The organism is Pseudomonas lactucae (assembly GCF_016937615.1).
GTDB lineage: Bacteria > Pseudomonadota > Gammaproteobacteria > Pseudomonadales > Pseudomonadaceae > Aquipseudomonas > Aquipseudomonas lactucae.
Window position 1 is genome coordinate 1 of sequence record NZ_JAFHKI010000020.1, and the last position, 21,067, is coordinate 21,067.

A 21,067-nucleotide genomic window follows, 5' to 3' on the forward strand; every position below is an offset into this window, starting at 1 on the left:
CCTCCCACATTTCGCCCCGGTTGTGTCAGGTGGCTATTTGTCAGTCTTGAGGATTTCGTAATCGCGCAATTTGTTGGCAATGGTGGTGTGCGACACCCCCAGGCGCTTACCCAGTTGGCGGCTGCTCGGGTGCTCGGCATACAAACTTTCCAGCACCGCCTTCTCGAACCGCCCGACAATCGCCTCCAAGCCGCCTTCCAGCGAAAAATCGCCAAGCGGCTGACGCACGCCATAATCCGGCAGGCGAATATGCTCAGCCTTGACCGTCCCGCCCTCGCACAACGACACCGCCTGGAACAGTACGTTTTCCAACTGCCGCACATTGCCCGGCCAGTGGTAGTGGCTCAACCGCTCCATGGCCGCCGGCGCCAGCCTGGGCAGCGGGCAACCGATCTGCCGGCTGGCCTGGTCGAGAAAGTGCTCAACCAACGGCGCCAGCCCATCAAGGCATTCGCGCAGCGGCGGAATATGCAGCGACAGCACATTGAGGCGGTGATAGAGGTCTTGGCGGAATTCACCACGGGCGCAGAGTTCGGACAAGTCCACCTGGGTCGCACAAATCACCCGCACATCCAGATACACCTCTTCGTCGCTGCCGACGCGACGGAAGCAGCCGTCCTGCAGAAAACGCAGCAATTTCACCTGCAGGCGTGCGCTCATTTCCCCCACGCCATCGAGAAACAACGTACCGCCCGCGGTCAATTCCAGCAGCCCGAGCTTGCCTTCAGCCCGCGCGCCTTCAAATGCGCCGGGGCCGTAACCGAACAGTTCGGTCTCGGCCATCGACTCGGGCAACCCGGCGCAGTTCAGTGCCATCAGCGGCGATTGCCCGCGTGGGCTGGCCAGGTGACAGGCGCGCGCCAACAGCTCTTTGCCGGTACCGGTTTCGCCTTCTATTAATAGAGGCGCATCCAGCGGGGCCATGCGCCGTGCTTCACGTACCACCGCCGCCATGACTCTGGAACTTTGGAAAATACTGTCAAAGCCACGCAGCTCCTGCTTGCGCACGTTGTAGATGCGTTCACCCACGCGGTCGGCGCGGTGCAGGGTCAGCACGGCGCCGGCCATGGCTTCGCTGTCATCGTGCTCGGAGGATTGCAGCGGCGCGATATCCGCCAGGAACACGTCGCCCTTGACCTTTACCCGCAGGCCATTGATCCGCGACTTGCTCGCGCGCACCCGTTCCGGCAAGTCGAAATCCTCGGCATAGCGCGACAGCGGAATGCCCGGCACCTCGTCCACGCGCACGCCGAGCAACTGCGCCGCCGCACGGTTGGCGGCGACGATGGAACCGCCCATGTCGATGGACAGCACCGGAAACTCCAGGGCACCGAGCAAGGCGTTGAGCTCCATATGCCGACGCTCGCTGGGCATCAGCCCTACCCTTTTTACACCGAACACGCCGGCAATCGCCTCGAACTGCGGGCGCAGCGCCTGAAACTGCATGTTCACCAGGTTCGGGCAAAACAGGTAGATGGCATTGCCATGTTCCCCACCGACCTCGCCTTTGGCGACGTTGACGCCGTACTCCACCAACAGGTTGAGAATGTCCCGCAGGATGCCGATGCGGTTCTGGCAGTGCACTTTGATACGCATGAAAAGACTCGAAAAGTGGCGAGGCGCCGCGTCTTTTTGTCGCTGGGCGCAGATAGTCGTCAAGATTATGTGACAGCTTGTGCGCTTTTCCCAGCCCAATGCAGCGACGAGCCACGCAACCGTAACGAATACTTTACGAAATCCAGCCCTTTTTCCTACACGCGCACCTCGCAGCCGGATGGAATCCTGCCCTCCACGGGTTATCAATAGGTGCATCGCAGGACATAACAAGAACGAATGCCTAGCAGGAGAGCCGTATGAAGCAGACGCACTACGTGGCACGCGAGCCCGATGCGCAAGGTTTTATCCACTACCCGCCGCAAGAACATGCGGTGTGGAACACCCTGATCACGCGCCAATTGAAAGTGATCGAGGGTCGCGCCTGCCAGGAATACCTGGACGGCATCGACAAGCTCGGCCTGCCCCTGGACCGCATCCCCCAACTGGGCGAAATCAATAAAGTGCTGGCCGAGACCACCGGCTGGCAAGTCGCCCGGGTGCCGGCACTGATCCCCTTCCAGACCTTCTTTGAACTACTCGCCAATAAGCAGTTTCCGGTGGCGACCTTTATTCGTACCCGTGAAGAACTGGATTACCTGCAGGAGCCGGATATTTTCCACGAGATTTTCGGCCATTGCCCGCTGCTGACCAACCCCTGGTTCGCCGAATTCACCCACACCTACGGCAAGCTCGGCCTGGCGGCAACCAAGGAACAGCGCGTGTACCTGGCGCGCCTGTACTGGATGACCATCGAGTTCGGCCTGGTGGACACCCCCGCAGGCCTGCGCATCTACGGCGGCGGGATTCTGTCGTCGCCTAAAGAAAGTGTTTACTGCCTGTCGGACGAGCCCGAGCACCAGGCCTTCGACCCGCTGGAAGCGATGCGCACGCCGTATCGTATCGACATCCTGCAACCGCTGTACTTCGTATTGCCCGAGCTCAAGCGCCTGTTCGACGTGGCGCAGGAAGACATCATGGGCATGGTCGAGCGCGGGATGGAATTGGGCCTGCACGCACCGAAGTTTCCACCCAAACCCAAAGCCGCGTGAACCTTACCTTTTAAGGCCAGGTGAGTCTTTTCCCTGACCCCGCGTTGCTTTAGGGTGACGCTCACTGATCTTCAATCATTCGAATTCAGGACACCGCACATGACCACCTTGAACCAAGCCCACTGCGAAGCCTGCCGCGCCGATGCCCCGCAAGTCAGCGACGAAGAACTGCCGGTATTGCTCAAGCAGATCCCCGACTGGAACATCGAAGTGCGCGATGGCGTGATGCAGCTGGAAAAAGTCTTCCTGTTCAAGAATTTCAAATTTGCCCTGGCCTTTACCAACGCCATGGGCGAAATCTCCGAAGCCGAAGGCCATCACCCAGGCCTGCTCACCGAATGGGGCAAAGTCACCGTGACCTGGTGGAGCCACTCCATCAAGGGCCTGCACCGCAACGACTTCATCATGGCCGCGCGCACCGACGAAGTGGCCAAGAGCGCCGAGGGCCGCAAGTAATGCATTTCGATGCCATAGGCCGTGTTCCCGGCGACCCGATCCTCGGGTTGATGGACCTGTATGCTCAGGACACCAACCCGAACAAGTTTGATCTGGGCGTTGGCGTCTATAAGGACGACCAGGGCCTGACGCCGATTCCAGCGTCGGTGAAGCGGGCGGAACAGCGCCTGGTGGAGCAGCAAACCACCAAGACCTATATTGGCGGCCATGGCGATGCAGCCTTCGGCGCGCTGATCAGCGAACTGGTGCTCGGTGCCGGTTCAGCCCTGATCCGCGACCGCCGCGCCGGCGCCACACAGACGCCTGGCGGCACCGGTGCGCTGCGCCTGAGCGCCGACTTCATCGCCCACAACCTGCCCGGCCGTGGCGTGTGGCTGAGCGACCCGACCTGGCCGATCCATGAAACCCTCTTCGCCAAGGCCGGCCTCAAGGTCAGCCACTACCCCTACGTGGGCGCGGACAACCGCCTGGATGTGGCGGCGATGCTGGCGACGCTCTCCACCGTGCCCAAAGGCGACGTGGTCCTGCTGCACGCCTGCTGCCACAACCCGACCGGGTTCGACCTGTCCCAGGATGACTGGCGCCAGGTACTGCACATCGTGCGCGAACGCCAGTTGCTGCCCCTGATCGACTTCGCCTACCAGGGCTTTGGCGACGGCCTGGAGCAGGACGCCTGGGCGGTGCGGTTGTTTGCGGCTGAACTGCCGGAAGTACTGATCACCAGTTCGTGCTCGAAGAACTTCGGCCTGTACCGCGACCGTGTCGGCGCGTTGATCGTGTGTGCGGCGGACGCGGAAAAGCTCACCGACGTGCGCAGCCAACTGGCCAATATCGCCCGGAACCTGTGGTCGACGCCGCCGGATCATGGGGCTGCGGTGGTGGCGACCATCCTCGGTGATGCCGAGCTCAAAGCACTGTGGAGTAGCGAAGTCGAAGCCATGCGCGCACGGATCGCACAGTTGCGTTCCGGGCTGGTGGACGCATTGGCACCCCATGGATTGGCTGAGCGATTTGCACATATCGGGGCGCAACGCGGGATGTTTTCCTACACCGGCTTGAGTGCCGAGCAAGTGAAGCAACTGCGCGAGAAGCACAGTGTGTATATGGTCAGTTCGGGACGGGCCAACGTGGCGGGAGCGGATGCAACGCGGTTGGCGCTATTGGCCCAAGCCATCGCCGACGTCTGCAACTGAAGAAACCGGGCCAAAAATGTGGGAGGGGGCTTGCCCCCGATAGCGGTGTATCAGTCACCAGATGCAGTGACTGTCACTCAGCTATCGGGAGCAAGTCGAATCGTCGCACCGCCCCTCCCACATTTGGACTGTGGTTAGCCTTCAGTTTGTGACCATCTCAGCCTTGAGCAGTGCCGCTCTGGCCTGTGCATCCGCCAATCGATACAACTCGATATGCCCATCCCAGTGCTCGATCAACGCCGTGCACGACTCCACCCAATCCCCACAGTTGAGGTAATCCACCTCGCCTACCTTGCGAATCTCGGCATGGTGGATATGCCCGCACACCACACCATGCAACTCGCGCTTGGTCACTTCATGGGCGATGGCCTCTTCAAAATCGCTGATAAAACTCACCGCGGTTTTGACCTTGTGCTTCAAATACGCCGACAGCGACCAATAGCCATAGCCGTAGCGCGCCCGCCAGTGGTTCAGCCAGCGGTTCAACGTCAGGGTGAACTCGTAGGCCGAGTCGCCGAGAAATGCCAGCCAGCGGTGATAGCGGGTGATCACGTCGAACTGATCGCCATGGATCACCAACAAGTGACGGCCATCGGCGGTCACGTGCACTGCCTCGTCGACCAACTGGATATTGCCCAGGATCAGCTTGGAGTAGCGGCGCAGGAACTCGTCATGGTTACCGGTAACGTAGATCACCTCGGTGCCACGCTTGGCCATCGTCAGCAGGCGGCGGATCACGTTGGTGTGGGCTTGAGGCCAATACATGCCGCCGCGCATTTTCCAGCCGTCGATGATGTCCCCCACCAGGTACACCTTGTCGGCGTGGTAACCCTTGAGGAACTGCGACAGGTGTTCGGCCTGGCAATCCCGGGTGCCCAGGTGTACATCGGAAATCCAAAGGGTCCGCACCCGCTGCTTGCGGCTGGGCTGGGTCAACTCGGCACTGGTCATGGGCATCCCTCGGCGCTGTTTTAGCGAGCTTGCGCCCTGGCGATTAATAGCCCATGACAACAGTGCGTCAGTCTGATGACAGCGATGAGCACATCACCCTGTCAGGCAAAACGCGCCGCGGCCCACAGACATCGACACGACCAACCCTTTAGACTGCAAGGCGGTTACCTCGTCCATTCAAAGGATTGCAATGACTCCCCGCTCAGCCCTCGGCGCCCTGCACATCGGCGCACTGATGTTTGGCCTTACCGGCGTGTTCGGCAAACTGGCGGCAGCCTCGCCGTCGATCATCGTATTTGGGCGCGCCGTTTTTGCCGTGCTGGCGCTGGCGGTATTTGCCCGGTTTGCCAGCAACACCGCCTGGAAAACCCTTGAGCCACGCGACTGGCGACGCCTGCTGGTCAGCGGCGTGTTGCTGGCGGCGCATTGGGTGACATTCTTCATCGCGGTCAAGGTGGCCGGCGTGGCAGTTGCCACGCTAGGGTTCACGGCGTTCCCGGCGTTTACCGTGATCCTTGAAGGGCTGATCTTCCGCGAGCGCATCCGCACCAATGAAATCGTCCTGGTAGTACTGGTCAGCGTTGGGCTGGTGCTGGTGACGCCGGATTTCGACTTGGCCAGTGAAGCCACCGGCGGCCTGCTGTGGGGCATCGTCTCAGGGCTGTTGTTCTCCTTGTTGTCGTTGAACAATCGCGCCAGTTCCGGGCGAATTCCGGCGGTACAGGCGGCGCTGTGCCAGAACCTGGTGGTTGCGCTGTGCCTGCTGCCGGTGGCGGCCCCGGGGCTGGCGCACGTGCGGGCGCTGGACTGGTTGTGGATCGGTCTGCTCGGCGTGTTCTGCACCGGCCTGGCCCACAGCCTGTTTGTCGCCAGCCTCGCGGTGATCAAGGCGCGTACCGCCTCGGTGGTGTTTGCCATGGAGCCGGTCTACGGCATCACCGTGGCCTGGCTGTTGTTCGCCGAGACGCCCACCCCGCGCATGCTGCTGGGGGGCGCGTTGATCATCGTCGCCATCGTGCTGTCGGGGCTGATGGGCAGTGCCAGCCAGGCCAAACCGCCGGTTACGGCGGCCTGATCTATACTGTGCGCATCCGCAACAGTCTGTCGTCGTTCACCGGATAAGACTCCTCGACGACAGCCATGATGTTTGAAGTTGCTGCAAGCGAGTGGTCACTCCCTAAACGCTATGCAGGAGTTTCAACATGGAAATGCTCATCAACGTGCTGGTCCAGGTCATCAGCGGCGCCGTTGGCGGTAATCTGGCCGGCATGACCAAACAGAGCCTGGGCACCGGGCTCAATACCTTTCTGGGTAGTATCGGAGGCCTGCTGCTGGGCCAGTTAATGTCGGCGCTCACCGGCACCGCCGGCGGCGAAGCACTGGATGTCGCGGCGGTTGGCAGCAATATTCTCGGCGGGGGCGTCGGCGGCCTGGTGTTGACGTGGGTCCTGGGCTTCATCAAAAGCAAGATGGCCGACAAGTAGCCACGCACGTACCGGTCACCGTGCGGCAGCGGCGGTGACCTTCACTGCGTGGGCTCGTTATGCCCCAGGTCGCGTTGCGGGTCGATCCGGTCGCGTACGCGCTGCTTGAGCACCTTGGCTTCGGGAAACCCGCCGTCAGCCTTGCGCTCCCAGATCTGCACGCCGTCGCAGGTAATACGAAACGCACCGCCCGTTGCAGGCTCCAGCGAAACTCTGCCCAGGTCTTCGGCAAAGGTGCTCAACAGCTCCTGCGCCAGCCAGGCAGCGCGAAGCAGCCATTGGCATTGGGTGCAATAGGTGATGACGATCTCGGGTTTGCTCACGGACATGGTTTGACTGACTCCAGGCATGACAAGGGAGGCGGATCGGACGGCTATAATACCGGCCTTTGTCGCCCAGCCTCGAGATTCATGATGCGCCGCCTGTTGTCCTGCCTGTTCCTGTGCCTTATCCCTTTGCTTGCCGATGCCGTCGAGCCGCCACGCCCTAAAATCGGCCTGGTGCTGTCCGGCGGCGCCGCCCGTGGCCTGGCGCATATTGGTGTGCTCAAGGCGCTGGAGGAACAGGGCATTCATATCGACGCCATCGCCGGCACCAGCATGGGCGCGGTGATCGGCGGGCTGTACGCCTCGGGCTACAAGATCGACGAACTGGAAAAGCTCGCGCTGAGTATCGACTGGCAGCAAGCCCTGTCCGATGCGCCGCCCCGCGAAGACGTGCCGTTTCGACGCAAGCAGGATGACCGGGATTTCCTGGTCAAGCAGAAGCTGAGCTTTCGCGATGACGGCAGTCTCGGCCTGCCACTGGGCGTGATCCAGGGTCAGAACCTCGCGCTGCTGCTGGAAAGCATGTTCGCCCACAGCAGCAACACGCGAAACTTCGACAAGCTGCCCATCCCCTTCCGCGCCGTGGCCACCGATATCACCACCGGCGAAAAAGTCGTGTTCAGCAAGGGGCATCTGCCCCAGGTGATCCGCGCCAGCATGTCGATCCCGGCGGTGTTCGCACCGGTGGAGCTGGACGGCCGCTTGCTGGTGGACGGCGGTATGACCGATAACATCCCGCTGGATGTGGCGCGGGAGATGGGTGTCGACATTGCCATCGTGGTCGACATCGGCACCCCACTGCGCTCGCGCAAGCAACTGGCCACGGTGGTGGACGTGCTCAACCAATCCATCACCCTGATGACCCGGCGCAATTCCGAAGAACAGCTCAAGGCCCTGCACCCCAAGGACGTACTGATTCAGCCGCCACTGAACGCTTACGGGGTGACGGACTTCGGGCGTGCCAAGGACATGATCGATGCCGGCTATCGCGCCACCCGCGCCCTCGACCTGCGCCTGGCCCACCTGCGCCCCGCCGAACCCATCGACCCGACGCTGGTCGCGGCGCGCACGCCGGGTGAGCGCACCCCGGTGATCACCGCCATCAAGGTGGAGAACGACTCCAAGGTCAGCGACGACGTGATCCGCTACTACATCCGCCAACCTCTGGGCGAACCGCTGCACCTGGGCCGCCTGCAGACCGACATGGGCACCTTGTACGGCCTGGATTACTTCGAGCAGGTGCAATACCGCGTGGTGAAAAAGGGCCAGGACAACACCCTGGTGATCAGCGCCCGCGGCAAACGCGCCGGCACCGATTACCTGCGCCTGGGCCTGAACCTGTCGGACGACATGCGCGGCGACAGCGCCTTCAACCTCGGCGCCAGTTACCGCATGAACGGCATCAACCGCCTCGGCGCCGAATGGCTGACGCGCGTGCAGATCGGTGATCGGCAGGAACTGTACAGCGAGTTCTACCAACCGATGGACACCGGCTCGCGCTACTTTGTCGCGCCCTACCTCAGCGCCCAGGCGCAAAACGTCGAGCTGATCCTGGACAACGACCCGATCTCCGAATACCGCCTGGAACGCTACGGCTTCGGCTTGAACGTGGGTCGACAGATCGGCAACAGCGGCGAGATCCGCTTCGGCGTCGGCGAGGCCTGGGGCAAGGCGGACGTGCGCATCGGCGACCGTAACTTACCCAGCGTGAGCTTCAACGAAGGGTTCTACGAACTCAAATACTCCTTCGATTCCCTGGATAACGTGTACTTCCCCCACACCGGCGAGGACATCGGCCTGGCCTTCCGTGAGTTCGAACCGGGGCTGGGCTCGGACCAACGCTACCGCCAGTGGGAATTCAAGCTGGACAAGGCCATGAGCCATGGACCGGACACCCTCGTTCTGGGCGGACGCTACGGGCGCACCCTGGATGGTGCGGACGTGGTGATTTCGAGCTTCCTGCTCGGCGGTGCGCGGCAGTTGTCGGGGTTCCGCCAGGATGCGGTCTCGGGGCAGAACATCAGCCTGATGCGTGCCGTGTACTACCGCCGGCTGACGCCGCGTTCATACCTGCCGCTGGATTTCCCGCTGTATATGGGAGCGTCCCTGGAACGGGGCCGGGCGTGGAACAATGACAACGAATTCGACAGCGGCTATATCAACGCAGCGAGTATTTTCCTCGGGTTTGATACGCCGTTGGGGCCGCTGAATTTCAGCTATGGCTTCAATGACGACAATCAGAAGGCGGTGTACCTGAACCTCGGCCAGACGTTCTAGAGCCACACACACCCAGTGTGGGAGGGACATTTGTGGTGAGTGGGCAAGCCCGCTCACCACAGCAAACCTGCCTGGGATAAATCAGCGTTCGGGTCAGGACTTTTCCAGATTCGCCAGAATGTGCCCATGCACTCGCATGCACACTCTCAGATCCTCTTCATTCACCCCCACGAACAGCTCATGACGCAGGGCCGTTGCGATGGTTTCAATCTGCTCGATCAACGGCCGGGCAGTGTCACACAATAAAATACGCTTGGCCCGGCGGTCTTCCACCACGGCCTGGCGTTGCACCAGGCCCTGGCTTTCGAGGCTGTCGAGCAAGCGGGCCAGGGTTGGCCCTTCTACGCCGACGCTTTGCGCCAGTTCACGCTGTGTGGGTGCTTCTTCAAAACGGGCCAGGTGCAACAGCACCAGCCAGCGCGCCTGGGACAAACCCAGCCCCGCCAAACGCCGGTCCAGCTCGGCGCGCCAACCTCGGGACATTTGCGCCAGCTGCATGCCAAAACGGTGTTGATCGGTTAAAGGCATAAAAAACTCATGATTTAGACTGAAAATAAAGTATGGCTAATTATTAGTCAGCTAAGCATGAGCCTTGCCCGTAGGCAAGCGTCGCTATGTACTGATTCGTTACATTGTCGTAATTGGCACACTAAATTTCGAATTCAGACTGCAAAGCGGCTCGCACGCAGTACAAAACACCTTCCGGCACCCGCCCGGCAAACAGCGGCGCGATCTCGGCAACCGGTGGCAATTCGCCCTCTCCATCAAGAAATGCATCCTGGATCTCACCGAGCAAATCTTCCGGCAAATCAAGGCTCTGCTCCAGCGACAACTGCTGCTTGCCGATGGCTTCGGCGAGCAAGGTGTAGACGTTTTTTTCCGAGCATTGCAACTGGCCGGCGATCTGGATCGGAGTCATGCCGGCACGTGCCAGGCTGATCAGTTCATGGCGAATATCGGCGATTTCCTTCGGCGCTTCGGCCTGGCCGCCGAGCACTTCGAGGAAGGCCTGGCCGTAGCGCTCCAGCTTGCGCGCGCCCACACCGCTGACCCGCGCCATTTCCGCCATCGTGGTCGGCTGCTCGCGCAGCATTTCCAGCAACGTGGAGTCGGGGAAAATAACGTAAGGCGGCACGCTGTGCTCCTGCGCCAGTTTGCGCCGCAGGGTGCGCAAGGCTTCCCACTGCTCGCGCTCTTCACCGCGCACCAACTGGCTGGCCTGGCTGGTGCTGGTCTTGGCGGTAGTCTGCGGCTTGAGGTCGCGGCGCAGCTCCAGGCTCACCTCGCCCTTGAGCAGTGGCCGGCAACTGTCGTTCAGGCGCAGGCCGCCATAACCTTCGATATCGATGTCCACCAGGCCACGCGCGACCATCTGCCGGAACAACGAACGCCACTCGCCTTCGGCGCGGGCTTTGCCGACGCCGTAGACAGAGAGTTTTTCGTGGCCGAAGCTGCGCACCTTTTCGTTGTCCTTACCCAGCAACACATCCACCAGATGGCCCACGCCATAGCGCTGGCCGGTACGGTAGATGTCGACAACGCCTGGCGCGCGGGCTCGGTGGCATCCCAGGTCTGCACGCCTTCGATGCAGTTGTCGCAATGACCGGCAGGGCTGGGGCATGTCTTCGTCGAAGTACGCCAGCAAGGTCTGGCGACGGCAGCGAGTTTCTTCACAAAGCGAGAGCATGGCATCGAGCTTGTGCTGCTCCAGTCGCTTGTGGCGTTCGTCGCCTTCGGAGTTCTGTAGCATCTGCTTGAGCATCACCACGTCTTGCAGGCCGTAGACCATCCACGCATCCGCCGGCAGGCCATCGCGACCGGCACGCCCGGTTTCCTGGTAGTACGCTTCCAGGGACTTGGGCAGGTCCATGTGAGCCACGAAGCGCACGTTGGATTTGTCGATGCCCATGCCGAACGCGATGGTCGCCACCATGATCAGGCCTTCCTCGTTGAGAAAGCGCTTCTGGTGAGCGGAGCGCGTTTCATTCGGCAAGCCCGCGTGATACGGCAGCGCCGGGTAGCCCTGCTCACAGAGAAACGCGGCCACCTCATCGACCTTCTTGCGTGACAGGCAATAGACGATGCCCGCATCACTGCGCCGCTCGGAGAGGAACGCGAGCAATTGCTTGCGCGGCTGCTCCTTGGGCACGATGCGGTAGAAGATATTCGGTCGGTCGAAGCTCGAGAGAAATCGCTCGGCGTTCTGCAGGTGCAGGCGCTCGACGATTTCTTCGCGGGTACGCTTGTCGGCGGTGGCGGTCAGGGCGATACGCGGCACGTCGGGGAACAACTCGGCCAACTGACCCAGTTGCAGGTATTCGCGACGGAAATCGTGACCCCATTGCGATACGCAGTGGGCTTCATCGATGGCGAACAGGGCGATTTCCAGGCTCTGCAGGAACGCGAGCATGCGTGGTTGTACCAGGCGCTCGGGGGCCAGGTAGAGCATCTTCACTTCACCGCGCTTGATGCGCGCGGCCAGGTCGCGCTGCTGCTCGGCACTGAGGGTGGAGTTCAGAGAAGCAGCGGCGACGCCGAGTTCCTCCAGGGTCGCGACCTGGTCGTCCATCAACGCGATCAACGGTGAGACCACCACGGCCAGACCGTTGCGCAGCACGCCGGCACCTGGAAGCACAACGATTTACCGCCGCCGGTAGGCATCAGTACCAGCGCATCACCGCCGCTGGCCACGCGCTCAATGATCGCACCCTGGCGGCCACGAAAACTGTCGTAGCCGAAGATGTCCTTGAGGACGCGTTGAGCCTGCTCGAGCATGTATAACTCCAAAAAATAGTCCCGAAACCCTCTGTACAGGCTGGCCGAAAAAATACGTGCTCACGGAAAATAATCCGTAAGCGAAGTTTTCGCGGACTGGCGCCTGGCCTGCACGGGCATCACAAAACGCGGCAGTATACCCGAGCGTCATCGGCCAAAGGGCACCACTGACGAATTGCAGCCCGTCTCTAAAACCCGGCAAATCTGCATGGCGACTGGCTTGGGCGCGCAAGAACGCCTAGAATTCAGCATCGTTTATTCCCAAGGTAGTCCTTCAATGTCCTTCGCTGAGCAACTAACCCGCCTGCAAGCCTTCCTCGACGCCGACGAGCTGCATGACGAGGCGCTGGACTACGTGGCCGCCCACGGCTACCTGACCGCCCTGTCGATTTGCGCCGAAGAGGTTCCCGATCGCGAGTGGATCGATGCACTGTTCGCCGAAGAGCCACACTACGCCGACGACGCCCAGCGCGAAGAAATCGAAGCCACCCTGCTGGCCCTCAAGGCCCACATCGGTCGCCAACTGGCTTCCGACGAGGAATTCGAGCTGCCCTGCGAGCTGGACCTGGGTGAAGACCCGGACGACTCCGACCTGCGCGGCTGGTGCATCGGTTTCATGGAAGGCGTGTTCCTGCGCGAAGCGGCCTGGTTCGAAACCGCCGAGGAAGAAGTCAGTGAAATGCTGCTGCCGATCATGGTCGGTTCCGGCCTGTTCGACGACCAGCCGGAGTTCTCCGACATCGCCGCCGACGCCAACCTGATGGACGACATGATCGTCCAGATCCCTGAAGCCCTGACCGCGCTGTACCTGCTGTGCAACGCACCTGACGAAAAACCGGCGATCCTCAAGCCACGTCACCACTGAGCCGTTTGCCCGTGACACCCATGGGCAATCGCTCGCCGCTCCTGCGTTACGCGCTGCTGGCCATCGGCTGGTTGAGCGTAGCGCTGGGAGTGATCGGCATTTTCCTGCCGGTGTTGCCGACCACGCCCTTTCTCCTGCTCGCTGCCGCCTGCTTCGCTCGAAGCTCCCCGCGCTTCTACCAGTGGCTGGTGGACCACCCGCGCCTGGGCCCGTGGATTCGTGACTATCTGGACGGCAATGGTATCCCGCTCAAGGGCAAGGTCTATGCCATCGGTTTGATGTGGCTGAGCATCAGCATTTCCTGTTACCTGGTGCCGCTGCCATGGGCGCGCGGGTTCATGCTGACCAGTGCCGTGCTGGTAACGATCTATATCCTGCGCCAGAAAACCCTGCCCCCTCGATAAGCCGCGACATCACGTCGCGCTCAGACCATGGTCGACACTGACTAACCCCAAGCATCATGCGAGACTGTCCAACCGGGCCTGGACGGCCCGGGCGTTCTTATGCTCGGAGTTACCATGACGCTGTCCAGCGGGCTGATCGCCGCCGTTGCCCTGGCCTATATGGCCATTATGTTCGCCATCGCCTTCTACGGTGACCGTCGCCATGCGCCGCTGCCGCCACGCATGCGTGCGTGGGTGTACAGCCTGTCGCTGGCGGTCTACTGCACCAGTTGGACCTTCTTCGGCGCCGTAGGCCAGGCCGCCGAACAGCTGTGGGCGTTTTTACCGATCTACCTGGGACCGGTGCTGTTGATGGTGCTGGCACCCTGGGTCCTGCAGAAGATGACGCTGATCAGCAAGCAGGAAAACATCACGTCTATCGCCGACTTTATCGCCGCGCGCTACGGCAAGTCCCAGTCCCTGGCGGTGGTGGTCGCCTTGATCTGCCTGGTGGGTGTGTTGCCCTACATTGCCCTGCAACTCAAGGGCATTGTGCTGGGAGTAAACCTGCTGATCGGTGCCGGGGCGGACACCACCGGCACTCGCGCCCAGGACACGGCGCTGATCGTGTCACTGGTGCTGGCCCTGTTCACCATTGTGTTCGGCACGCGCAACCTCGACGCCACCGAGCACCATCGCGGCATGGTACTGGCCATTGCGTTTGAGTCGCTGGTCAAGCTGTTCGCCTTCCTCGCGGTCGGCGCGTTTGTGACCTACGGACTGTATGACGGTTTCGGCGACCTGTTCAGCCAGGCGATGCTCGCGCCACGGCTGGAGGAATACTGGAAGGAAACCGTCAACTGGCCGTCGATGGTGGTGCAGACCGGGGTGGCGATGATGGCGATCATCTGCCTGCCGCGACAATTCCATGTGACGGTGGTGGAGAACATCGACCCGCAGGATTTGCGCCTGGCCAAATGGGTGTTCCCCGCCTACCTGATCCTTGCCGCACTGTTTGTCGTGCCTATCGCCCTCGGCGGCAAAATGATGCTGCCCGGCTCGGTACTGCCGGATTCCTACGTGATCAGCCTGCCCATGGCAGAAGCCCATCCGGCACTCGCGGTACTGGCGTTTATCGGCGGCGCCTCGGCGGCCACCGGCATGGTGATTGTGGCGAGCATCGCCCTGTCAACCATGGTCTCCAACGACATGCTGCTGCCCTGGCTGTTGCGCCGCTCCAGCGCCGAGCGGCCGTTCGAAGTGTTCCGCCACTGGATGCTCTCGGTGCGCCGGGTCAGCATTGTGATCATCCTGTTGCTGGCGTATGTCAGTTACCGCCTGCTGGGGTCTACCGCGAGCCTGGCCACCATCGGCCAAATCGCGTTTGCCGCCGTGACCCAACTCGCTCCCGCCATGCTCGGCGCGCTGTACTGGAAGCAGGCCAACCGGCGGGGTGTGTTTGCCGGGTTGGCTGCCGGTACGTTCCTGTGGTTCTACACACTGGTCCTGCCGGTTACGGCGAAAAGCCTGGGTTGGTCCCTCAGCCTTTTCCCAGGGCTGACATGGCTGCATTCGCACCCGCTGGGGCTGTCCGTCACGTCGTTGACGCTGGGCACCGTGTTCTCGCTGGCGGGTAATTTCACCCTGTTTGTGTGGGTGTCGATGCTGTCGCGCACGCGAGTGTCCGAACACTGGCAGGCCGGTCGCTTTATCGGCCAGGAAACCAGCCCGCGCGCCAGCGCGCGCTCGATGCTGTCGGTGCAGATCAGCGACCTGCTCAGTCTTGCGGCGCGTTTTGTCGGTGAAGAGCGTGCCCAGCAGAGTTTCATTCGCTTCGCTTATCGCCAGGGCAAGGGCTTCAACCCCAACCAGAACGCCGACAACGACTGGATTGCCCACACCGAGCGCCTGCTGGCCGGTGTACTCGGCGCCTCTTCGACACGCGCAGTCGTCAAGGCGGCGATTGAAGGCCGGGAAATGCAGCTGGAGGATGTCGTACGTATCGCTGACGAAGCGTCGGAAGTCCTGCAATTCAACCGCGCATTGCTGCAAGGCGCCATTGAGAACATTACCCAAGGCATCAGTGTGGTGGACCAGTCCCTGAGGCTGGTGGCCTGGAACCGCCGTTACCTGGAGTTGTTCAACTACCCGGAGGGGTTGATCAGCGTGGGCCGGCCGATCGCCGACATCATCCGCTACAACGCCGAGCGCGGCCTGTGCGGGCCGGGCGAAGCCGAAGTGCATGTTGCGCGACGCCTGCACTGGATGCGCCAGGGCCGTGCGCACACCTCCGAGCGTTTGTTCCCCAATGGGCGGGTGATCGAGTTGATCGGCAACCCGATGCCCGGCGGTGGTTTTGTCATGAGTTTCACCGACATCACCGCGTTCCGCGAAGCCGCGCAAGCGCTGACCGAGGCCAACGAAGGCCTGGAACAGCGCGTGGCCGAACGCACCCATGAACTGTCGCAGCTCAATGTCGCGCTCACGGATGCCAAAGGTGTGGCGGAATCCGCCAGCCAGTCGAAAACGCGCTTTCTCGCGGCCGTCAGTCACGATTTGATGCAACCGCTGAACGCCGCACGCCTGTTCTCCGCCGCTCTGTCCCACCAGAACGAAGGACTGTCCAGCGAAGCCCGCCAGCTGGTGCAGCACCTGGACAGTTCGCTGCGCTCAGCCGAAGACTTGATCAGCGACCTGCTGGATATATCGCGCCTGGAAAACGGCAAGATCAACCCGCAACGCCAGCCCTTTATGCTCAACGAGCTGTTCGACACCCTGGGCGCCGAATTCAAGGCGCTCGCCCAGGAGCAAGGCTTGCGCTTCCGCCTGCGTGGCAGTCGCTTGCGGGTGGACAGCGACATCAAGCTGTTGCGGCGGATCCTGCAGAATTTTCTGACCAACGCCTTTCGCTATGCCGACGGCCCGGTATTGCTTGGCGTACGTCGACGCAAGGGCGAATTGTGCCTGGAAGTCTGGGACCGTGGCCCCGGCATTCCGGTGGATAAACAGAAAGTGATCTTCGAAGAGTTCAAGCGCCTGGACAGCCATCAGACCCGCGCTGAAAAAGGCCTGGGCCTGGGCCTGGCGATTGCCGACGGCCTGTGCCGCGTGCTGGGCCATCGCCTCAGCGTGCGCTCATGGCCAGGCAAAGGCAGCGTATTCAGTGTGCGCGTGCCGTTGGCCCGCAACCAGGCCAGCCCGCAGGTCAAGCTCCCGCAGGAAACCGGTCTGCCGCTGAGCGGCGCGCAGGTGCTGTGCGTGGATAACGAAGAGAGCATCCTGATCGGCATGCGCAGCTTGCTGACGCGCTGGGGTTGCGAGGTATGGACCGCCACCGACCAGGCGCAATGCGCCGCGTTGCTGGCCGAAGGCGTACGGCCACAACTGGCGCTGGTGGATTACCACCTGGACCACGGCGAAACCGGCACTGAGTTGATGGGCTGGCTGCGCGCGCAACTGGCAGAGCCGATTCCCGGCGTGGTCATCAGCGCCGACGGCCGTCCGGAGATGGTCGCCGAGGTGCATGCGGCGGGGCTGGATTACCTGGCCAAACCAGTGAAGCCGGCGGCATTGCGGGCGTTGATCAGTCGGCATTTGCCACTTTAGAACGGCTGTACTCAGTCAAAATCTGGGAGAGACACTGCGTTTACTCGGGAAGGTGCGCAACGCCGTCTGAGTCGGTCATCGCCCGTTCCAGCAAATCCGCCGGCAGGCTTTTGCTGGCGCGGGCGCCGAGCAGCCTTAGCTGCTCCGTGCGGCTGACCAGATTCCCGCGTCCATCCGTCAGCTTGTTGCGCGCCGCGCTGTAAGCCTTGTCCAACTGCTGCAGACGGTTGCCCACTTCATCCAGGTCCTGGATAAACAGCACGAACTTGTCGTACAGCCAACCGGCACGCTCGGCAATTTCCCGCGCATTCTGACTTTGGCGTTCCTGCTTCCACAGGCTGTCGATCACCCGCAGCGTGGCGAGCAGCGTGGTAGGGCTGACGATCACGATATGGCGGTCGAAGGCCTCCTGGAACAGGTTCGGCTCAGCCTGCAATGCGGCGGAAAACGCCGCCTCGATCGGCACGAACAGCAACACGAAATCCAGGCTGTGCAGCCCTTCCAGGCGCTTGTAATCCTTGCCGGCCAAACCTTTGACGTGATTGCGCAGCGACAGCACGTGCTGCTTCAACGCCGCCTGGCCGATCACTTCGTCATCGGCGGCGACGTACTGTTGATACGCCGTCAGGCTGACTTTGGAGTCCACCACCACCTGTTTGTCGCCGGGCAACATGATCAGCACATCCGGCTGGAAACGCTCGCCGTCCGGGCCTTTGAGGCTGACCTGGGTCTGGTACTCGCGGCCCTTTTCCAGGCCGGCATGTTCCAGCACCCGTTCAAGGATCAACTCACCCCAATTGCCTTGGGTCTTCTGGCCCTTGAGCGCCCGCGTCAGGTTGGTGGCCTCGTCTGACAGACGCAGGTTGAGTTGTTGCAGGCGTTCGAGCTCCTTGGCCAGGGAAAAACGCTCGCGCGCCTCGTTCTGGTAGCTCTCTTCGACACGTTTTTCGAACGACTGGATGCGCTCTTTCAAAGGGTCGAGCAACTGGCCCAGACGCTCCTGGCTGGTTTCGGCAAAACGTTGCTCACGCTCGTCGAAGATCTTGCCGGCCAACTCGGCAAACTGCGCGCGCAGTTCGTCCCGCGAGCCTTGCAGGTCGGCCAGACGCTGTTGGTGGCTTTCCTGTTGTTCGCGCAGTTCGGCGCGCAAGCCGGCGGCCAGGGCGTCGAGGCGGCGCAATTCGGTTTCCTTGGCGCTGCGATCAAGGTTCCAGGCATGCGCCGCGTCGCGGGCGTTGTCACGGTCGATCTGCAACAGCTCGACTTCGCGGCGCACGGCGGCCAGGTCGGCTTGCTTGGCGGCGTTGGCCTGGCTGAGGTCGCTGATCTCATCGCGGCTGGCATCCAGTTGCGCGACAAGACCTTCCTGGGCCAGTTGCGCGGTGGTCAGGCGCTCTTCGAGCAATTCCCAGCCGGTGGTGCGCTCGGTCAGTCGCCGTTGAATCCGCCAGCACACGGCCAGTAACGGCACTGCCGCACCCGCAAGCCCCAGGGCGATACTGGTCCAGTCAAACACCATAGCCATTTCTGCCATTACCGAAAAAGAGCAAGGTTAACCAAGCAGAGCGCGGGAGGACAGCTCAGTCTTCGACCTGGCCCAGTTCGCGCTGGGCGCGGCGATCGCCGGCACGGGCGGCCAGGCGCAACAGGTCGTGACCGATGCGGCGGTCACGGGCGTTGTCGCATTCACGGCACATCAATTGGCCCAGGCGGCTTTGCGCGACGACCACACCTTCGCGGGCCGGCTGCTTGAGCAAGCGCCCGGCGAAGTGCTGGACGTTGGGCTTGTGCCCCAGGCGCGGGCTGTCGAGCAACCACAAGGCGACTTTCAAGGAGAACCGCTTGGGCGCGGTAACAGCCTGCGGCGTGTCGGTAACAGAAAGTGATACTGAGCGAAACTTCATAAAGCACTGTGGGAGCAGATCGGAAGGCGCGCCACTCTACCCTTTTTTTCGTCGAGGTAAAGCTGAAAAAATCTTGCACGCCCGTGCTAGAGCAAGCGCTTGGGACAATCCACAGAAGCTGTGGATAACTCAGTGGACAACCACCCTTTAACCCGCGCAAACGCCCATGGAACGGGGCCCGCAGTCAAACTGACGATTTTTTCACCAATAAAAAAAAGCCAGATTTTTCATTGACTTAAATTTCCATTGCAGGCAAATGGCGGCCCGGCGCGGCCGTTGACAGGGTGGTAACAGTGGCCGCAACTAATGTGCACAAGTCACTATTCGTCGGTTTATCCCCGCCTTTTTTTTAAAGCAACAGCTTCAACAGCGTTACCGCATGGGCGCAAACAGGACTTTTCAAATCTCTGCAGCCTCGCCACACTGCCCGGCCGGTAACGCAACGTGGAGGGGTCAATGAAAGGAATTCTGATATTTGCCGTGTTGTTACTGGCCACCTGCGCGATATCCCTGGGGATCAACGCCGCGCTGCCGTCTCCGGATGGCGCGCTGTTTGCCATCGCTATCCTGTTGTCGGCTGCCTTCACCGCCGTGAGCCTGTGCATCGAACTGGGTGATGGCCGCATCAATGACATGGGCGATGTGATGAAGGCGATTGAAACCGGTCAGTCCCTGCGCCTCACCCTCGCCGCCTATGGGCTGGGTTGTTCACTCGCGGCGGCCGCTACCGTGCTGGTCTATCGCTGCCTGCTGGGCGGCTGATTGAATCTTTTTGGTCATGGCCCTTCCATTGGCCGTTTCAATCCGTTACTATCCGCGGCGTTAGTACCAAGCTGAAAGTCAATTCTGGTCGAACAACTCCCCTGAACAACACGGGATCGACCACCTAGATGGTTTCCAGGTATCACTTGCGACGACACTGCCTTTGAATAAGCAAAGGGTGCCGCGAAGTTTTCATACTCTGACCGAACCAACCTGCAAATTGATCAGGATCTTCACCCTGGGCCCAGAACCTTTGCCCCTGTTGTGTTGCCTGCCCTCCTAAGTACCTACCTGCCAGCCCAAGCGCGCCTAATTTATCAGCGCTTCAAACTGGCTGCTTTGTTCCAGTCGGGTTCTTCGTTTGATCAATGGTGATCAACGTTACTGGAACGTTTTAACGTTGCACGGTTCTTAATCCGTGTCATTTGTAGGAACACCCATAACATGAACGCTCAAATCCATACTCAGGATGCCATTCGCACCCTCACCAACGCTTTTGCCCCAATGAACTGCCTGATCATGGCTGCTCGCAAAGGCTGCTTCAGCTTCACTCTGGTCAACGAACACGGCATCGCGCGTCACAGCGAACGCCTGTACCCCGATCAATACTCCAGCGCGGAACCGCTGCAGGCCGTGATCGAGCGTACCCGTCAGGCACTGGTTGCCTGATCGACCCGAGTCGCTGAAACCCAAAAAACCCTGTTCAACACACAGGGTTTTTTATTGCCCGCGATTCGGCAACTGAGCCTTTGCACTAAGTTCAAATGGATATAACCGTTATAACTGCACAGACAAGATGTTTTAAAAACAGTCCTTTACATCATAAATATGACACTACACTTCAACTCAAGCGGCATGATCCGCTTCCGGCGAGCCTGAGACTTCGATTCAACCGCTGCCAAACCCCCGCCTCAGGCCTCGCCGTCCACTTTTACGGATTGAGGCCTGTATGGGTATCGCCGCCAGCGAATTATGTCGTTATGTGATCCGGCCCACGCTGATGTACCTCGGCCGCCATGACCCCGCGGCCGAATCGCTGCTGCTGGGCATTGCCGCCAGCCAGTCGGAACTCGGCTCCGCCTTGCACGACCGGCACGGCCATGGTCTGTACAGCATTACCGAACTCCGCCATCGCGCCCTATGGGATGACTACCTGGCACTGGATCCCGAACGTGCCAGCCTGGTACGCGGACTGGCCAGCCAACATGCATTCCTCAGCGCCCCCCAGTTGGAGTTGACCGTCAACCTGCGCTACGCCACCGCCATTGCCTGGTTGCTGGTGGAACAACACAGCCCGGCACTGCCACCACCCGGTGATGTATTGGCCATGGCACGTATCTGGAAAGAAATATTTCATCCACAAGGACGACTGTGCGATTTCACCCGCGCATGGCAAACCAGCGTTTCCCCCATGAATCACACGGCTTGCTGACCGGGCAA

At 61.2% G+C, this 21,067-nt stretch carries 20 protein-coding genes; 12 read left to right on the forward strand and 8 right to left on the reverse strand.

Going from position 1 to position 21,067, the window contains the following annotated elements; translation table 11 throughout:
• Nucleotides 1-33: 33 nt before the first annotated feature.
• Nucleotides 34-1,596, reverse strand: coding sequence for a sigma-54-dependent transcriptional regulator (locus tag JWR98_RS04435; protein ID WP_078734119.1), 1,563 nt, complete (start codon nucleotides 1,594-1,596; stop codon nucleotides 34-36).
• A gap of 257 nt (nucleotides 1,597-1,853) precedes the next feature.
• Between JWR98_RS04435 and phhA the strand changes: the two genes are divergently transcribed.
• The 3 genes from phhA (at nucleotide 1,854) to JWR98_RS04450 (ending at nucleotide 4,294) form a co-directional block, all read left to right on the forward strand.
• A complete protein-coding gene (gene phhA / locus JWR98_RS04440; RefSeq protein ID WP_078734120.1) occupies nucleotides 1,854-2,645 on the forward strand; it encodes a phenylalanine 4-monooxygenase in 792 nt (263 codons plus the stop codon).
• 99 nt (nucleotides 2,646-2,744) lie between these two features.
• Complete coding sequence (locus JWR98_RS04445; RefSeq protein ID WP_003175337.1) at nucleotides 2,745-3,101, forward strand: 4a-hydroxytetrahydrobiopterin dehydratase; 357 nt, start codon at nucleotides 2,745-2,747, stop codon at nucleotides 3,099-3,101.
• Complete coding sequence (locus tag JWR98_RS04450; RefSeq protein WP_078734121.1) at nucleotides 3,101-4,294, forward strand: amino acid aminotransferase; 1,194 nt, start codon at nucleotides 3,101-3,103, stop codon at nucleotides 4,292-4,294. Before JWR98_RS04445 ends, JWR98_RS04450 begins: the two co-directional genes overlap by 1 nt.
• A gap of 141 nt (nucleotides 4,295-4,435) precedes the next feature.
• On the opposite strand, the gene JWR98_RS04455 is transcribed toward JWR98_RS04450, so the two are convergent.
• On the reverse strand, nucleotides 4,436-5,245 hold the full coding sequence (locus JWR98_RS04455; RefSeq protein WP_078734122.1) for a UDP-2,3-diacylglucosamine diphosphatase: 810 nt from the start codon (nucleotides 5,243-5,245) through the stop codon (nucleotides 4,436-4,438).
• A gap of 190 nt (nucleotides 5,246-5,435) precedes the next feature.
• Here JWR98_RS04455 and JWR98_RS04460 point away from each other — a divergent pair, with 190 nt between their 5' ends.
• Both JWR98_RS04460 and JWR98_RS04465 read left to right on the forward strand, forming a co-directional pair.
• Nucleotides 5,436-6,320: a DMT family transporter gene (locus tag JWR98_RS04460; RefSeq protein ID WP_078734123.1), complete on the forward strand. Its 885-nt coding sequence runs from the start codon at nucleotides 5,436-5,438 to the stop codon at nucleotides 6,318-6,320.
• A 127-nt stretch (nucleotides 6,321-6,447) separates the two neighbouring features.
• On the forward strand, nucleotides 6,448-6,729 hold the full coding sequence (locus tag JWR98_RS04465) for a hypothetical protein (protein WP_205489372.1): 282 nt from the start codon (nucleotides 6,448-6,450) through the stop codon (nucleotides 6,727-6,729).
• A 41-nt stretch (nucleotides 6,730-6,770) separates the two neighbouring features.
• On the opposite strand, the gene JWR98_RS04470 is transcribed toward JWR98_RS04465, so the two are convergent.
• Complete coding sequence (locus tag JWR98_RS04470; RefSeq protein ID WP_078734125.1) at nucleotides 6,771-7,058, reverse strand: Rdx family protein; 288 nt, start codon at nucleotides 7,056-7,058, stop codon at nucleotides 6,771-6,773.
• Nucleotides 7,059-7,142: 84 nt separating this feature from the next.
• Here JWR98_RS04470 and JWR98_RS04475 point away from each other — a divergent pair, with 84 nt between their 5' ends.
• Nucleotides 7,143-9,332 carry a patatin-like phospholipase family protein gene (locus tag JWR98_RS04475; RefSeq protein WP_205489373.1) on the forward strand — a complete coding sequence of 730 codons (2,190 nt, stop codon included), beginning with the start codon at nucleotides 7,143-7,145 and terminating at the stop codon, nucleotides 9,330-9,332.
• 93 nt (nucleotides 9,333-9,425) lie between these two features.
• Here JWR98_RS04475 and JWR98_RS04480 read toward each other — a convergent pair whose 3' ends face one another.
• From JWR98_RS04480 to JWR98_RS29250, 3 genes are all read right to left on the reverse strand, one after another.
• Entirely contained in the window at nucleotides 9,426-9,860 is a 435-nt protein-coding gene (locus tag JWR98_RS04480; protein ID WP_003175344.1) for a MarR family transcriptional regulator, read from the reverse strand.
• Nucleotides 9,861-9,981: 121 nt separating this feature from the next.
• Entirely contained in the window at nucleotides 9,982-11,949 is a 1,968-nt protein-coding gene (recQ, locus tag JWR98_RS04485) for a DNA helicase RecQ (RefSeq protein ID WP_341870852.1), read from the reverse strand.
• Nucleotides 11,910-12,107, reverse strand: coding sequence for a DEAD/DEAH box helicase (locus tag JWR98_RS29250; RefSeq protein ID WP_225908563.1), 198 nt, complete (start codon nucleotides 12,105-12,107; stop codon nucleotides 11,910-11,912). The genes recQ and JWR98_RS29250 overlap by 40 nt, the downstream gene beginning before the upstream one ends.
• 277 nt (nucleotides 12,108-12,384) lie before the next feature.
• Here JWR98_RS29250 and JWR98_RS04490 point away from each other — a divergent pair, with 277 nt between their 5' ends.
• From JWR98_RS04490 to JWR98_RS04500, 3 genes are all read left to right on the forward strand, one after another.
• The gene (locus JWR98_RS04490) at nucleotides 12,385-12,972 is read left to right on the forward strand and encodes a UPF0149 family protein (RefSeq protein ID WP_003175346.1); all 588 of its coding nucleotides are present in this window, start codon (nucleotides 12,385-12,387) and stop codon (nucleotides 12,970-12,972) included.
• A gap of 20 nt (nucleotides 12,973-12,992) precedes the next feature.
• Entirely contained in the window at nucleotides 12,993-13,376 is a 384-nt protein-coding gene (locus tag JWR98_RS04495) for a YbaN family protein (RefSeq protein WP_179119944.1), read from the forward strand.
• Between the two features lie 114 nt (nucleotides 13,377-13,490).
• Nucleotides 13,491-16,961, forward strand: coding sequence for a hybrid sensor histidine kinase/response regulator (locus JWR98_RS04500; RefSeq protein WP_205489374.1), 3,471 nt, complete (start codon nucleotides 13,491-13,493; stop codon nucleotides 16,959-16,961).
• A gap of 40 nt (nucleotides 16,962-17,001) precedes the next feature.
• Here JWR98_RS04500 and JWR98_RS04505 read toward each other — a convergent pair whose 3' ends face one another.
• Both JWR98_RS04505 and JWR98_RS04510 read right to left on the reverse strand, forming a co-directional pair.
• Nucleotides 17,002-18,366 carry a DNA recombination protein RmuC gene (locus JWR98_RS04505; RefSeq protein WP_179119946.1) on the reverse strand — a complete coding sequence of 455 codons (1,365 nt, stop codon included), beginning with the start codon at nucleotides 18,364-18,366 and terminating at the stop codon, nucleotides 17,002-17,004.
• Nucleotides 18,367-18,541: 175 nt separating this feature from the next.
• Nucleotides 18,542-18,865 carry an SEL1-like repeat protein gene (locus JWR98_RS04510; RefSeq protein ID WP_078734131.1) on the reverse strand — a complete coding sequence of 108 codons (324 nt, stop codon included), beginning with the start codon at nucleotides 18,863-18,865 and terminating at the stop codon, nucleotides 18,542-18,544.
• A 456-nt stretch (nucleotides 18,866-19,321) separates the two neighbouring features.
• Here JWR98_RS04510 and JWR98_RS04515 point away from each other — a divergent pair, with 456 nt between their 5' ends.
• The 3 genes from JWR98_RS04515 (at nucleotide 19,322) to JWR98_RS04525 (ending at nucleotide 21,059) form a co-directional block, all read left to right on the forward strand.
• On the forward strand, nucleotides 19,322-19,627 hold the full coding sequence (locus JWR98_RS04515) for a hypothetical protein (protein WP_078734132.1): 306 nt from the start codon (nucleotides 19,322-19,324) through the stop codon (nucleotides 19,625-19,627).
• Nucleotides 19,628-20,071: 444 nt separating this feature from the next.
• Nucleotides 20,072-20,296: a hypothetical protein gene (locus tag JWR98_RS04520; RefSeq protein WP_003175353.1), complete on the forward strand. Its 225-nt coding sequence runs from the start codon at nucleotides 20,072-20,074 to the stop codon at nucleotides 20,294-20,296.
• Between the two features lie 280 nt (nucleotides 20,297-20,576).
• The gene (locus JWR98_RS04525; RefSeq protein WP_003175354.1) at nucleotides 20,577-21,059 is read left to right on the forward strand and encodes a hypothetical protein; all 483 of its coding nucleotides are present in this window, start codon (nucleotides 20,577-20,579) and stop codon (nucleotides 21,057-21,059) included.
• Nucleotides 21,060-21,067: the final 8 nt, after the last annotated feature.